The organism is Aquabacterium sp. OR-4, from assembly GCF_025290835.2.
Classification (GTDB): domain Bacteria; phylum Pseudomonadota; class Gammaproteobacteria; order Burkholderiales; family Burkholderiaceae_C; genus Pseudaquabacterium.
Window position 1 is genome coordinate 1,825,802 of the sequence record NZ_JAOCQD020000002.1, and the last position, 14,000, is coordinate 1,839,801.

The 14,000-nt window shown below is 71.1% G+C and carries 12 protein-coding genes; 5 read left to right on the top strand and 7 right to left on the bottom strand.

What is annotated here, in order from left to right:
- Positions 1-39 precede the first annotated feature (39 nt).
- From N4G63_RS20245 to N4G63_RS20255, 3 genes are all read right to left on the bottom strand, one after another.
- Positions 40-630 carry a lytic transglycosylase domain-containing protein gene (locus N4G63_RS20245; RefSeq protein WP_260787653.1) on the bottom strand — a complete coding sequence of 197 codons (591 nt, stop codon included), beginning with the start codon at positions 628-630 and terminating at the stop codon, positions 40-42.
- 83 nt (positions 631-713) lie between these two features.
- Positions 714-1,814: a DUF418 domain-containing protein gene (locus N4G63_RS20250; protein ID WP_260787074.1), complete on the bottom strand. Its 1,101-nt coding sequence runs from the start codon at positions 1,812-1,814 to the stop codon at positions 714-716.
- Positions 1,815-1,876: 62 nt separating this feature from the next.
- On the bottom strand, positions 1,877-3,622 hold the full coding sequence (locus N4G63_RS20255) for a proline--tRNA ligase (protein WP_314600123.1): 1,746 nt from the start codon (positions 3,620-3,622) through the stop codon (positions 1,877-1,879).
- A gap of 177 nt (positions 3,623-3,799) precedes the next feature.
- On the opposite strand from N4G63_RS20255, the gene N4G63_RS20260 reads away from it, so the two are divergent.
- Positions 3,800-4,546: an RNA pyrophosphohydrolase gene (locus N4G63_RS20260; RefSeq protein WP_260787072.1), complete on the top strand. Its 747-nt coding sequence runs from the start codon at positions 3,800-3,802 to the stop codon at positions 4,544-4,546.
- Positions 4,547-4,677: 131 nt separating this feature from the next.
- On the opposite strand, the gene N4G63_RS20265 is transcribed toward N4G63_RS20260, so the two are convergent.
- Positions 4,678-6,105 (bottom strand): wax ester/triacylglycerol synthase family O-acyltransferase, encoded by a 1,428-nt coding sequence (locus N4G63_RS20265; protein ID WP_260787071.1) that lies wholly within the window; start codon positions 6,103-6,105, stop codon positions 4,678-4,680.
- A 147-nt stretch (positions 6,106-6,252) separates the two neighbouring features.
- On the opposite strand from N4G63_RS20265, the gene N4G63_RS20270 reads away from it, so the two are divergent.
- Positions 6,253-6,507 carry an acyl-CoA-binding protein gene (locus N4G63_RS20270; RefSeq protein WP_260787070.1) on the top strand — a complete coding sequence of 85 codons (255 nt, stop codon included), beginning with the start codon at positions 6,253-6,255 and terminating at the stop codon, positions 6,505-6,507.
- Positions 6,508-6,604: 97 nt separating this feature from the next.
- Here the strand turns inward: N4G63_RS20270 and N4G63_RS20275 are convergent, their stop codons facing one another.
- From N4G63_RS20275 to N4G63_RS20285, 3 genes are read right to left on the bottom strand one after another with little or no spacing between them, the layout of a single operon-like run.
- On the bottom strand, positions 6,605-6,928 hold the full coding sequence (locus tag N4G63_RS20275; RefSeq protein ID WP_314600124.1) for a polyhydroxyalkanoic acid system family protein: 324 nt from the start codon (positions 6,926-6,928) through the stop codon (positions 6,605-6,607).
- A gap of 30 nt (positions 6,929-6,958) precedes the next feature.
- Complete coding sequence (locus tag N4G63_RS20280; protein WP_260787069.1) at positions 6,959-8,056, bottom strand: aminopeptidase; 1,098 nt, start codon at positions 8,054-8,056, stop codon at positions 6,959-6,961.
- Positions 8,056-10,257 (bottom strand): molybdopterin-containing oxidoreductase family protein, encoded by a 2,202-nt coding sequence (locus N4G63_RS20285; RefSeq protein ID WP_260787068.1) that lies wholly within the window; start codon positions 10,255-10,257, stop codon positions 8,056-8,058. Before N4G63_RS20285 ends, N4G63_RS20280 begins: the two co-directional genes overlap by 1 nt.
- Positions 10,258-10,375: 118 nt before the next feature.
- Between N4G63_RS20285 and N4G63_RS20290 the strand changes: the two genes are divergently transcribed.
- The 3 genes from N4G63_RS20290 to N4G63_RS20300 all read left to right on the top strand — a co-directional run bounded on the left by N4G63_RS20290 (position 10,376) and on the right by N4G63_RS20300 (position 13,982).
- Entirely contained in the window at positions 10,376-11,554 is a 1,179-nt protein-coding gene (locus N4G63_RS20290; protein WP_260787067.1) for an ABC transporter substrate-binding protein, read from the top strand.
- A gap of 115 nt (positions 11,555-11,669) precedes the next feature.
- Positions 11,670-12,863, top strand: coding sequence for a M20 aminoacylase family protein (locus N4G63_RS20295; protein WP_260787066.1), 1,194 nt, complete (start codon positions 11,670-11,672; stop codon positions 12,861-12,863).
- Positions 12,864-12,881: 18 nt separating this feature from the next.
- Positions 12,882-13,982: a M14 family metallopeptidase gene (locus N4G63_RS20300; protein WP_260787065.1), complete on the top strand. Its 1,101-nt coding sequence runs from the start codon at positions 12,882-12,884 to the stop codon at positions 13,980-13,982.
- Positions 13,983-14,000 lie beyond the last annotated feature (18 nt).

Genomic DNA, 14,000 nt, shown 5'->3' on the forward strand with positions numbered 1-14,000 from the left:
CTGCGCGATGGTTAGGCGTGGCAGCGCTGCGCGGTAGGGTCAGACGCGCCAGCGTGCGCGGTTGGCCAGCACCGCGTTCGGATACGGCGCCTGGCCGCGGCTGCCGTTGTAGCGGCCCAGCGCCAGGAACAGGTCGCCGCGCTCGGTGTCGAGGTAGTGGCGCAGGATCACGCAGCCAAAGCGCAGGTTGGTCTGCATGTGGAACAGCCGCGCCGGATCGCCATCACCGATCAGCCGCGCCCAGAACGGCATCACCTGCATGTAGCCACGCGCGCCGGCCGAGCTGATGGCGTACTTGCGAAAGCCGCTTTCCACCTGCACCAGGCCCAGCACCAGGGCCGGCTCCAGCCCGGCGCGGGTGGCCTCGTACCACAGGGTTTCGAGGAACTCCACGCGCACATGGCCTTCGCTCTTGAAGCGCTTGAGCAGCTCGCTGCTGGCGCCCAGCCAGCGCAGATGGGCCAGGCGCTCGTCGCTGCGCTCGAAGCTGGGCCGCGGCGGCGAAGCCGCGGCGATGGCCGCGCTGAGCGCGGTGCGCACCGAGTCGGCCAACAGCTCCTCGCGCTGCGCCCCAGCCTGCGCGGCACCGGGCCACAGCGGCAGCGTCGCGGCCAGCGGGCCGGCCAGCATCTGCTGCAGCAGGCGTCGCCGGCTCACTGGACAAGCCTCCGCGCTGTGCGTTGCGGGATTCGCGCTGGGGGCCCGGCGCACGCTCATGGCAAGCCCCGCGGTGCCATGGGCGCGCGGGCCGGCCGGCGCGCGGCCAGCCAGGCCTCGGCCGGCAGGCGCAGGCCGCGGCGTGTGGCCCAGGCGCCCAGCGCCATCAGGCCGGCCCACAGCAGCACCGCCGCGGCGCAGGCCGGCACCAGGCCGGGCCGCCAGCCGCCGGCCCAGGCGCACCAGGTCAGCACCGTGGCCAGCGAGCACAGCAGGTACAGGCTCAGCGTCTGGCGACCGGCGGCCACCAGCCAGGCGGGCCAGCGCGGCAGTGCCTGCAGCAGCCACGGCACCCACACCAGCACCGCCAGCGTGCCCAGCACACCCTGCACACACTCGGCCACGGCATGGCCACCGCCCAGCAGCACCGGCGCCATCGCGGCCGACCACAGCAGTTGCAGCAGCAGCATCGGTGCCGCCCAGCGCGCCAGGCGCTGGCGCAGTGGCAGCCAGCGGCGGTGGGTGAGCACACGCAGGCGCCCCACCAGCAGACCCAGGCCGGTGAGGCCCAGCATCCACGGCCACAGCAGCAGCAGCACGCCGACCAGGTAGCTCAGGTAGCCGATGGTGTTGTCGCGCCACCAGTCGGGCAGCCCGGTCCAGTCGGCCAGCGGCAGGTCGTCGTGGGCCTCGGCTTGCTGGGCCAGCCAGGCGGCCACCAGCGCGGCCGTCAGCTGCAGCAGCAGGCCCACGCCGAGCCACAGCCGCACGCGGCGCCACAGGCGCGCCGGCCGCCAGGCCTGCCAGCGCCGCAGCCAGCGGCCCAGCAGGGCGTACTGCGACACGATGTCGCCCATGTACAGGAGCAGGCCGTGCAGCAGGCCCAGGCCCAGCAGGCGGTTCAGCCGCTGCGGCGCGGCGCCACCCAGCGTGAGGCCCAGGCCGAACAGCAGCATCAGCAGCGCCAGGCCCTTGCCCTGCAGCAGCGCCAGCACGGCCACGCCGGTGGCCCAGGCCAGCACGCCCTCGTCGGCGGCCGGCGCAGGCAGCAGGGCGCCCGAGGGCATGCCGGGATAGCCGACAAAGTTCACCACCACCACCGGCAGCAGGGCCAGCGCGCGCAGGCCGTCGATGGCTTCGATGCGGGCCCGCGGCATGTGCCGCGGTGGCGAGGCGAGCGCGTGCAAGGCGGGTACGGCGCGCGGCGCGGCGGCCGCGCTCAGGCGGCGAGGCGCACCTTCACCAGCGCCGCGGCCTCGGCCAGTGGCGTGGCGGTTGCAGCGGCCTCGCGGCGGCCCTGCACTTCCACCGTGCCGGCCTTCAGGCCGCGGTCGGAGATCACCACGCGCTGGGGCGCGCCGATCAGCTCCCAGTCGGCAAACATGGCGCCCGGGCGCTCGCCGCGGTCATCAAGCAGCACGTCCACGCCGGCCGCCTGCAGCTCGGCATACAGCGCCTCGGCCGCGGCCTTGACCTCGGCCGAGCGGTCCATGCCGATCGGGCAGATCACCGCCTGGAACGGCGCGATGCTGGCCGGCCAGATGATGCCGCGCTCGTCGTGGTTCTGCTCGATGGCGGCGCCCAGGATGCGCGTGACGCCGATGCCGTAGCAGCCCATCTCGAACAACGCCGGCTTGCCGGTCTCATCGAGGAAGGTGGCGTTCATGGCCTGGCTGTACTTGGTGCCGAGGTAGAACACATGGCCCACCTCGATGCCGCGCTCGATGGCCAGCACGCCCAGGCCGTCGGGCGACGGATCGCCCTCGACCACATTGCGGATGTCGGCCACCAGGTCGGGCTCGGGCAGGTCGCGGCCCCAGTTGGCGCCGGTGTAGTGGAAGTCGGCCTCGTTGGCGCCGCAGACCCAGTCGCTCATGGCCGCCACGCTGCGGTCGGCGATCACCTTGACCGGCTGCTTCAGGCCGATCGGCCCCAGGTAGCCGGGCTTGCTGCCGAAGTGCGCCTCGATCTCGGCCACGGTGGCAAAGCGGAAGCCGGCCTTCAGGCCCTCGAGCTTGCCCACCTTGACCTCGTTCATGTCGTGATCGCCACGCAGCAGCAGCAGCCACACGGTGGTCTGCTTGAGCACGCCGTGCTCGTCGAGCGTGTCGGTGGCCAGCACCAGGCTCTTGACCGTCTGCTTCAGGTCGAGGCCCAGCAGCGCGGCCACATCGGCGCAGGTGCTCTTGCCCGGCGTGGGCGTCTTGGTCAGGGCCTGCGCGGCCGCGCCGCGCGGCGTGGCCGGTGCCACGGCTTCGGCCAGCTCGATGTTGGCGGCGTAGTCGCTGCTGGGGCAGTAGATGATGGCGTCTTCGCCGGTCTTGGCGATCACCTGGAACTCGTGGCTGCGGTCGCCGCCGATGGCGCCGGTGTCGGCTGCTACCGCGCGGTAGCTCAGGCCGAAGCGGTCGAAGATGCGCTTGTAGGCCGCGAACATGCCCTCGTAGCTCTTGCCGGCGCTGGCCGCGTCGCGGTCGAAGGAGTACGCGTCCTTCATCGTGAACTCGCGCCCGCGCATGATGCCGAAGCGGGGGCGGCGCTCGTCGCGGAACTTGGTCTGGATGTGGAAGAAGTTCTTGGGCAGCTGCTTGTAGCTGCGCAGCTCCTGCCGGGCGATGTCGGTCACCACCTCTTCGCTGGTGGGCTGGATGATGAAGTCGCGCTCATGGCGATCCTTCACGCGCATCAGCTCGGGGCCCATGGTGTCGAAGCGGCCCGTCTCCTGCCACAGCTCGGCCGGCTGCACCACCGGCATCAGCAGCTCCACCGCACCGGCGCGCACCATCTCCTCGCGGATGATGGCCTCGACCTTGCGGATCACGCGCAGGCCCATCGGCATGTAGTTGTAGATGCCGGCGCCCAGGCGCTTGATCATGCCGGCGCGCATCATCAGCTGGTGGCTCACCACCTCGGCGTCGGCGGGTGCTTCCTTCAGGGTGGCAATGAAGAACTGGGAGGCTTTCATGGGCGCGGTCTTGGCGGCCCGTTGGGCGGGCCGTGGTGGCGGGCCGTGTCGCGGCGAGCTTGCCGCCTGGCACCTGGAGGATGCGACCGGCCGGGCTACCCATGCGGGTTAGCGAGGGTTCGCTGGCCCTGTGACGCCGGTGCAATAATGAAATCAATTCAGATATCGGGGTTGATTATGCTCGACAGGGAAGGCTTCAGGCCCAACGTCGGCATCATCCTGCTCAACGCTCGCAACCAGGTGTTCTGGGGCAAGCGGCTTCGCACCCACTCGTGGCAGTTTCCGCAGGGTGGCATCAAGTACGGCGAGACGCCTGAGCAGGCCATGTTCCGCGAGCTCCACGAGGAAGTGGGCTTGCGGCCCGAGCATGTGCGCATCCTGGCCCGTACGCGCGACTGGCTGCGCTACGAGGTGCCGGATCACTTCATCCGCAAGGATGCTCGGGGCCACTACCGCGGCCAAAAACAGATCTGGTTCCTGCTGCGCCTGATGGGCCGCGACAGTGATCTGGACCTGCGTGCCACCGACCACCCCGAGTTCGACGCCTGGCGCTGGAACGAGTACTGGGTGCCGCTGGATCTGGTGATCGAGTTCAAGCGCGACGTGTACCAGATGGCGCTCAGCGAGCTGGCGCGCTTTCTGCCGCGCGTGAACCACCACAACCGCTACCTGCGCGCCGGCATGCGCCCGCGCCACCACGACGACGGCGAATACCACCATCACCACGACGGCCACGATGGCCACGATGGCCATGACGGCGATGGCAGCCATGACGAGCACGGCGCGCATGTGCCGCATGGCGCCCAGGGCATGCCGCCGAACAACGAGCCGGTGATCACCGGGCTGTCGGAGTTCGACGCCTCGCCGTCCGGCACGCTGGACGAGACGCCCACGCAGCCGCTGCGCGGCGGCTTCAACCGCTGAGCGCTCGCCGGTCGCCGCGGGATGGCCGCGTCGCGGGCGGGCTCAGCCTGGGTTGAGTCGCGCTGCCGCGCACCCGCGCACCCGTACAGCGGGCAACGCAGGCCCGGGATGCGCCCGCGCAGCAGGGTCGATCATGCTGCGGCGTTCCAGGGCAGCATCAGCGTCACCATCAGCAGCTTCTGAAACTCGGGCTCGAAGCGGTCGATGATGGCCTGCGGATCGGGGCACAGGCGCTCGTCGGTGATCAGGCCAAACTGCACACCGCCGCCGTAGCTGAGGATGGACACGCCGACGCCGATGTTGCCCGAGGCCGGCACCCAGAACAGGGTCTGGCGCAGCGTGGCGCCGCAGAACTGAAGGTGCTCGCGCGGGCCGGGCACGTTGGTCATCACCGCGGTGGCCTTCTTGGCAAACAGGTTCAGCACCATGTCCTGCGCGGCCTTCACCAGCAGGCCGCTGGCCGCCAGCACGCCAAAGGCCAGCAAGGGCTGGTAGCTGCCCTTGAGCTCGCGCATGCGGGCGCGCACCGCGTACACGCGCTCGATCGGGTTCTCGATGCCGATCGGCAACACCAGCGGCACCAGGCCGAAACGGTTGCCCAGCTGCCAGGCCTGCTCGAGCGGGCGCAGGTTCACCGGCACCATGGCGCGGATCTGCTGGCCGGCCGGGTCTTCACCCTTGGCGCGCAGGTAGCCGCCGATGGCGCCCGACACGCAGGCCAGCAGCACATCGTTGACCGAGCAGTTCAGGCCGTGGCCGATGGCCTTGACCACATCGAGCGGCATCGGCTCGTTCCAGGCCACCACCTTGCGGCCCACCGGGTGGCCCTTGAGCGAGGTGGCCGAGTCGTCGGCCATCAGCGCCAGCGCGGCGGTGTCGCTGAGCAGCTGCACGCCCACGCGGGCGATGTCGAGCGTGCCGGAGACGGTGTTGGCAATGGGCTGCTGCGGATTGGCCAGCAGGTCGATCGACCTGGCCATGCCGGCGCCGCCCATGCCGATGAGCTTGACGGTCAGCTCGGTCAGCGGCTTGAGCACCGCATCGGACAGCCAGTCGGCCTCGTGCGCCTCGTCGTGTGCGGCACGGCCCTTGCGGCGGCTGGGCGGGGCGTCGCCGCCGTCGGTGATCGAGTTGGTGACGGCGATCAGCGCGATGCCGTCGGCAATGCAGTGGTGCACGCGGATCATCAGCGCGCAGCCACCTTCGTACTGCTCGATCAGGTGAAACTGCCACAGCGGCCGATTGGGGTCGAGCGGGGTCATGGCCAGCTCGCCGCAGCGCTGCTGCAGGGCCTGGCGCTCGCTCTGCCCGGCGCGGCGCGGCAATACCTCGGGCACCACGTGGCGGGTGATGTCGAAGTGCGGATCGGCCACCCAGTTGGCGCCCAGCGCATCGTGCTCGACCCGCTGGCCGAAGCGCGCGTACTTGAGGAGCCGGGTCTCGATGCGCTCGCGCACGGTCTCCAGCGCGAGCGGCCGGTCGAGCAGCCACACGCCCACGATCATCATCTGGTTGACGTCGTTGTCCATGCGCAGCCAGGCCGTGTCGACCCGGGACATGCGGTGGGCGGTGGTGTCTGGCACAGGCGTCTCCTGATGTTCTTGCTGCTGGGTGGGCCGGTCTAGAAATCGGCCTCTGAGCCGTTCACCTTGCTGGGTAAGATCCACAGCGTCAAGCCCGATTTTCACCCGTAGGAGACAAGCCCCATGTCCACCATCCAGGCCCAGTTCGAGAAGGCGGTTGCCGAGAGCAAGACCCTGCCGGAAAAGCCCGACAACATGACCCTGCTCAAGATCTACGCGCTGTACAAGCAGGCCACCGCGGGCGATGTGGAAGGCAAGCGCCCGGGCTTCACCGACATGGTGGGCCGCGCCAAGTTCGACGCCTGGGATGCGCTCAAGGGCACCAGCGCCGACACCGCGATGCAGCAGTACATCGACCTGATCGAAGACCTGAAGTAAGCCGCTCCCGAAGCGGCCAGGGCCGCTGGCCCCAGGGCGCAGCGCCGGCGGCCCGGCAGGGCCGCTTGCGCGGCGGTCGGCTGGCGCGGCGCGCGGCTTACCTGGCCTTGCGCGGCTTGGCGGCCTTGGCCGCCGCGCCCAGCAGGGCATCGAGGTTCTTCTCGATCTCCGACTCGATGGTCTTGGCAAAGGCACCCAGCAGGAAGCCGAGCTTGGCCTCGAGCTCGAAGTGGTCGGCAGCCACGATCAGCCGACCCTTCACGCCACTGCGCGTGAACTCCACCGTGTCGCTGGTGTCGCCTTCCAGCACGGTGCATTCCATGTCGAACTTCTGCTCCGCCTCCTCGGCCCAGGACCAGGCGACCTCGCGCGCCTTGGGCAGGCCGAGGGCATGGTCGCGGTGGATGCGGATGTCGGACATCGGGGAGTCTCCGTGGATGGGTGGCGCGGTTCAGGGGCCGAGGGCGCGCAGTGTCGCGTGCCGCTGGTCGCGGGGCAAGTCGGCCAGGCGCTGCACCGCGGCGTGGAAGCGGCCGAAGTCGCTGCCCTCGCGCGCAAACAGGCGCTCGAAGGCCGGCACCAGGCCGTCGTAGCTGGCCTGCAGTGCCAGCGTGGCGTTGTTGGCGTTGGCAAACCAGGGGTCGTAGCCGTCAAAGCCGGCCCAGGCCGGATGGCCGCCGGCCTTGAGCGCGGCATGCTCGGCGCGCATGGCGGCCAGGATCTCGGCCTTGCGCGCACGGCGTTCGGCCTCGGGCGCGGCGCTGGCGTACAGCGCCTGCAGCGCGGCACGGGTGCGGTGCGTGATCTGGCGAAAGTCGTGCCGCCTGCGGGCCACGGCCGGGTCGTCGGGCAGGCGGCCGGCGTCGGCCTGCCAGCGTGCCAGGCCCAGCCGCTCCACCGCGGTGGCATAACTTTCATTGAACTCGGTGTCGCCGGCCGCAAACACCACCTGGTGCGCCAGCTCGTGAAACACCAGCCGGGCCAGCTCGTTCTCGCTGCCGCGCACAAAGGTGTTGAGCAGCGGGTCGCCGCCCAGCCAGTTGGTCCAGCCCAGTGTTGAATAGGCCGGCACGCCGTAGACCCAGGCCTCCCAGCCGTCGCGGCGCAGCGCCTGGGCCTCGGCCTCGGCGGCGCCGCGATCGAAGTAGCCGCGGTAGCCCACGCAGCCCATCACCGGGTAGCACCAGGTCTTGAGCGTGAGCGACAGCTCGGGCGCGGCCACCACGTTCCACACCGCGGCGCCGCGGCCCAGCTCGGCGTAGCGGCGGTAGCTGGCGTTGTCGGGCAGCGCCAGTGCGCTGACGGCATAGCGGCGGATCTGCTGCGCCAGCGCCAGCCGCTCGCGCAGCGCGGCCGGCGTGGCGGGGTCGGCCAGCCAGTCGCCGATCGGCCGGGCCTGGCGCAGCATGGCCAGGTGGCCGCCGACCGATTGCGCGTAGTAGCCCACCGTGGCGCAGCCGCTGCCCAGCAGCAGCACGGCGGCCACGGCCGCACCCAGCGCCAGCGTGAGGCCGCGCCGGCGGCGGCGCAGCGCCTGGGCGGCCGGCATCAGGCCGGGCTGGCGGCCGCAGCCGCGTCAAGGCCATCGGCCGCCGGCGCGCCATCGGCCGCCACCTCGACCAGGCAGTCGTAGAAGGTGGGGGCGCGGCCGATGTCGGTGAGCCGCTGGCTGGTGAGCTGGTTGACGTTGTTCCCGTCCAGCCCCAGCTTGCGCCACCAGATGCCCAGGCCATTGACCACGCCCGGCCGCGCCCGCGTGCTGACCGCGGCATGGCAGCGGTAGCTGCCACGGGCGTTGAACACGCGCACCACGGCGCCGTCAGCAATGCCGCGCGGCGCGGCGTCGTCGGGATGGATCTCGAGCAACGGCCGGCCCTCGATGCTGCGCAGGCTGGTGACGTTGACGAAGCTCGAGTTGAGGAAGTTGCGCGCCGGCGGCGAGATCATGGCCAGCGGGTAGATCGCGGCCAGCGCGGGGGCGCTGGCGCGGCTTTCATGCGGCGGCAGGTAGCGCGGCAGGCCCAGGCCCGGCACCTGCACCTGCACCTTGCCGCTGGGCGTGGCAAAGCCGCCGTCGGCAAAGGGCAGCTCGGGCACCGGCAGGCGCACCCAGCCATCGCGCAGCAGCGCATCGAAGTCCAGGCCGGGCAGGGCCTGGCGGCAGATCTGCTCGTCGCTGTCGGCAAAACACGGCTCGGCAAAGCCCAGGCGCGCGGCCAGCTGGCGGAACACCTCGGTATTGGGCCGGGCCTCGCCGACGGGCTGCACCGCCGGCTGGTTCAGCAGCGCGTAGGTGTGGCCGTAGCTGCCATGGATGTCCCAGTGCTCGAGCTGGGTGGTGGCCGGCAGCACATAGTCGGCATGGTCGGCGGTGTCGGTGAGAAAGTGCTCCAGCACCACGGTGAACAGGTCGTCGCGGGCAAAGCCGGCCACCACCTTGGCCGACTCGGGCGCCACCGCCACCGGGTTGCTGTTGTAGACCACCACGGCCTCGATCTTCGGGCCGAAGTCGCCGCCCTGCGGTCCATCCCCCGGGTGCAGCAGGGCATCGCCGATGGTGCTCATGTTGATGCTGCGCGGGCTCCGGCCGGCCAGCAGATCGGGCCGCTGCAGCGCCGCGTCGTCGCGCACCCGCGCCACCCAGCCCGAGGCCGACAGCAGCAGGCCGCCGCCGCGCTGGCGCCAGGCGCCGGTCAGGCAGGGCAGCAGCGCGATCAGGCGCACCGCATTGCCGCCGCCGTGCACGCGCTGCATGCCGTAGTTCAGGCGGATGGCGGCCGGGCGGGTGCGGGCGTAGTCGTGCGCCAGCTGGCGGATCACCGCGGCATCGAGGCCGCAGACCCCGGCCGCGCGCTCGGGCGGCCAGGCCAGCGCCTCGTCGCGCAGCGCCTCGAAGCCGTCGACATGGCGGGCGATGTAGTCGTGGTCGAGCCAGTCGTGGGTGATCAGCTCGTGCATCAGCGCCAGCGCCAGCGCGCCGTCGGTGCCGGGCAGCAGCGCGAGGTGCTGGTGGCACTTGTCGGCCGTCTCGGTGCGGCGCGGGTCGATGGCGATCAGGCGCGCGCCGTTGCGCTTGGCCTGCTGCGCAAAGGTCCAGAAGTGCAGGTTGCTGGCGATCGAGTTGCTGCCCCAGATGAGGATCAGCTGCGCATGGGCGTAGTCCTCGAGGTGCATGCCCAGCTTGCCGCCGTAGGTGGCAGCCAGCGCCTCGCTGCCGGCCGAGGCGCAGATGGTGCGGTCGAGCAGCGACGCGCCGAGCTTGTGGAAGAAGCGCGCGGCCAGGCTCTCGCCCTGCACCATGCCCATGGTGCCGGCATAGCTGTAGGGCACGATGGCCTGCGGCTCGCGGGCGGCAATGGCGCCCAGGCGCGCGGCGATGTCGTCCAGCGCCTCGCCCCAGCTCACCGGCACGAACTGCCCGGCGCCCTTGGGCCCCACGCGCCGCAGCGGCGTGAGCACGCGCTCGGGGTGGTAGCTGCGCTCGGCATAACGCGAGACCTTGGTGCACAGCGCGCCATGGGTGGGCGGATGCGCCGGATCGCCGGCCACCCGCACCACCCGGCCGGCGCGCACGGTGGTGATCAGCGCGCAGGTGTCGGGGCAGTCGTGCGGGCAGGCGCCACGCACCAGCCGGTCGCCGGGCTCGCCGGCGTTGGCGGCGTTGGCGGCGTTGGCGGCGGCCGGATTGGCGGGCGTTTCAGAGGCGGTGGCGGTGCTGGCGGCGGCGGCGGCAGGGGCTTGCGGGCTCATCCAGCCATGATGTCACAGCCCCTTGTTCGGGTTGCTGGCCGTCAATCTGTCGCTGTTCTCACGTTAGGCTCGCCCGCTTTTGTGTGATCGTTCTCACGCCGCCAGATCCAGCCCGCCCATGAGCTCACCGCAGTACCCCACTCCCCGCTTCGGCCTTGGTGCCGCCTCGCGACGCCAGGCCCTGCACGGCCTGGCCGGCCTGGGCGCGCTGGCCACCACGCCGGCCTTTGGCCAGGGCGAGCGCGCCATCGTGCTCGGCCAGTCGGCCGCCGTCACCGGCCCGGCGGCCCAGCTGGGGCTGCAGATGCACCAGGGCGCACGCCTGGTGTTCGATGCGGTCAACGCCGCCGGCGGCATCGGCGGCCGGCCGATCGAGCTGCGCCTGGTGGACGACGGCTACGAGCCCGATCGCTGCAAGGCCAACACCGAGAAGTTCATCCGCGACGAGGTGTTCGCGCTGTTCGGCTATGTGGGCACGCCCACCGCCCTGGCCGCGTTGCCGGCGGTGACGCAGGCGCAGATCCCGTTCATCGCGCCCTTCACCGGGGCGCAGGCGCTGCGCGAGCCCTTCAACCGCAACGTGTTCCATGTGCGCGCCTCGTACTTCGACGAGACGGCGCTGATCGTGCGCCACCTCAACGGCCTGCGCCTGCACAAGATTGCCGTGTTCCGCCAGAACGACAGCTACGGCCAGGCCGGGCTGGACGGCGTGCAGCGCGCGCTGGCCGCGCTGGGCCGCAACCCGCTGGCGGTGGGCACGGTCGAGCGCAACAGCGTGGACGTGGCCGCCGCGGTGCGGACCATCGTCTCGACCATGCCCGAGGCCGTGGTGCAGATCAGCGCCTACAAGAGCTGCGCCGCCTTCATCCGCGCGGCGCGCGCCGCCGGTTATGGCGGCCTGTTCTACAACGTGTCCTTCGTCGGCACCCAGGCGCTGGCCGACGAGCTGGGCAAGGACGCGCGCGGCGTCCAGATCAGCCAGGTGATGCCCTCGCCCTTCTCCACCACCAACGGCGCCTCGCGCGAGTACCTCGAGGCCATTGCCAAGGCCGGTGACCAGCACAAGCCCAACTACTCGGGCATGGAAGGTTTTGTCGCCGCGCGCGTGCTGGTGGAAGGCCTGCGCCGCGCCGCCGCCGGCAACCGCCGGCCCAGCCGCGAGGCATTGATCGATTCGCTCGAAACGCTGCGGCTCGACTTTGGCGGCCACACCATCGGCTTTGCCCCGCGCCAGCATGTGGGCTCGCACTTCGTGGAGCTGACCATGCTGACCGAGGACGGCAAGGTCAGGCGCTGAGCCCGCGCCCGCCGCCGCCCGGCGGCCACCCGGGCCAACACGCGGTCAGGGCCATGGTCGACCGGCATACACTGGCCCGCTTCTTGCCAAGACAGAGCCCGAGGAGCCGCCCGACATGCGCCTGATCGAATCCATCCTGGCCGACGCCGCCAGCATCACCACGCTGCGTCGCGACATCCACGCCCACCCCGAGCTGTGCTTCAAGGAAGAGCGCACCGCCGAGCTGATCGCCCAGGCGCTCACCAGCTGGGGCATCCCGGTGCACCGCGGGCTGGGCACCACCGGCGTGGTGGGCATCGTCAAGAACGGCAGCAGCCCGCGCGCCGTGGGCCTGCGCGCCGACATCGACGCACTGCCGATCCAGGAAGGCAACACCTTTGCCCACGCCAGCCAGCACGCCGGCAAGATGCACGCCTGCGGCCACGATGGCCACACCGCCATGCTGCTGGCCGCGGCCAAGCACCTGAGCCAGCACCGCAACTTTGACGGCACCGTGTACCTGGTGTTCCAGCCGGCCGAAGAAGGCGGCGGCGGTGCGCGCGAGATGATCAAGGACGGCCTGTTCGAGAAGTTCCCGATGGAGGCCATGTTCGGCGCGCACAACTGGCCGGGCATGCAGGTGGGCCAGTTCGCGCTGAAGGCCGGGCCCTGCTATGCCTCGAGCAACGAGTTCGAGATCGTCATCCGCGGCAAAGGCGCGCATGGCGCGATGCCGCATCTGGGCATCGACCCGGTGCCCGCCGCCTGCGCCATGGTGCAGGGCTTCCAGACCATCATCAGCCGCAACAAGCGCCCGATCGACACCGGCGTGATCTCGGTGACCATGATCCACACCGGCGAGGCCACCAACGTGATCCCCGAGGCCTGCAGCGTGCAGGGCACGGTGCGCACCTTCACGATGGCGGTGCTCGACCTGATCGAGCAGCGCATGCAGGCCATGGCCGAGGCCACCGCGCTGGCCTATGGCTGCACGGCCGAGTTCCGCTTCAAGCGCAACTACCCGCCCACCATCAACCACGAGGCCGAGACCGCCTTTGCGCGCCGCGTGCTCGAAGACGTGGTGGGGCCAGACAACGTGCAGGAGTTCGAGCCCACCATGGGCGCCGAAGACTTCAGCTACTACCTGCAGCAGATTCCCGGCTGCTACTTCATGATCGGCAACGGCGACGGCGCGCACCGCGAGGGCGGCCACGGCCTGGGGCCGTGCATGCTGCACAACCCCAGCTACGACTTCAACGACGACCTGATCCCGCTGGGCGCCACCGCCTGGGTGCGCATCGCCGAGCAGTGGTTGAACACACCGCGCTGAGCCGCCACTGAGTTGCCCATGAGCGCCGACGCCCCGACGTACTTCTCACAGAGCTACGCCGAGGCGCGTGGCAAGTTCCTGGCCGCGGCCGAGGCCGCGAACCTGGATGTGCAGCCCCAGCCGCACCCGCTGCTGGGCCGCGACGGCGAGCCGCTGGCACTGGACGTGGTGCGCGACGGCCCGGCCGATGCACGCGCGCTGCTGATCCTCAGCTCGGCCTGCCATGGGGTCGAGGGCTTTTGCGGCTCGGGCGTGCAGACCGCGCTGCTGGGCGATGCCGACTTTCGCGCCGCTGCCCGCGCCGCCGGCGTGGCCGTGCTGTACCTGCATGCGCTGAACCCCTGGGGCTTCTCGTGGTGGCGGCGCACCACGCACGAGAACGTCGACCTGAACCGCAACTTTCTCGACTTTCAGCAGCCGCGCCCGGTGAACAGCGCCTACGCCGCGCTGGCCCACCTGGCCGTGCCGCGCGAGTGGCCGCCCACGCCCGAGGTGCAGCAGGCGGTGGACGACTACATCACCCGCCACGGCGCCCGCGCCTGGCAGAGCGCGCTGTCGGCCGGCCAGTACGCCGACCCCGAAGGTCTGTTCTACGGCGGCCAGGCACCCACCTGGAGCCAGATGGCCCTGCGCCATGTGCTGCACGACCAGGGCCGGCGCTGCGCGCACCTGGGCTGGATCGACCTGCACACCGGCCTGGGCCCCAGCGGCGTGGGTGAGCGCATCTTCGCCTGCCGCGACGACGCCGCGGCGCTGGCCCGCGCCCGCGCCTGGTGGGGGCCGAACATCACGTCGATCTACGACGGCTCGTCGACCTCGGCCCTGCTCAGCGGCCTGATGTGGCACGCCGCCTACCAGGAATGCCCGCAGGCCGAGTACACCGGCATTGCGCTGGAGTTCGGCACCGTGCCGATCGGCCCGATGCTCGACGCGCTGCGCGCCGACCAGTGGCTCGAGAACCACCCCGAGGCCGACACGCTCGATCCGGCCAAGCGCAGCGCCATCAAGCGCCAGCTGCGCGATGCCTTCTACACCGACACCGACGGCTGGAAGCAGCAGATCCTGGCGCAGGGCCTGGCCTGCGCGCACCAGGCGGTGCAGGGACTCGCCAGCGCCTGACCGGTGCTGGCCCCACCC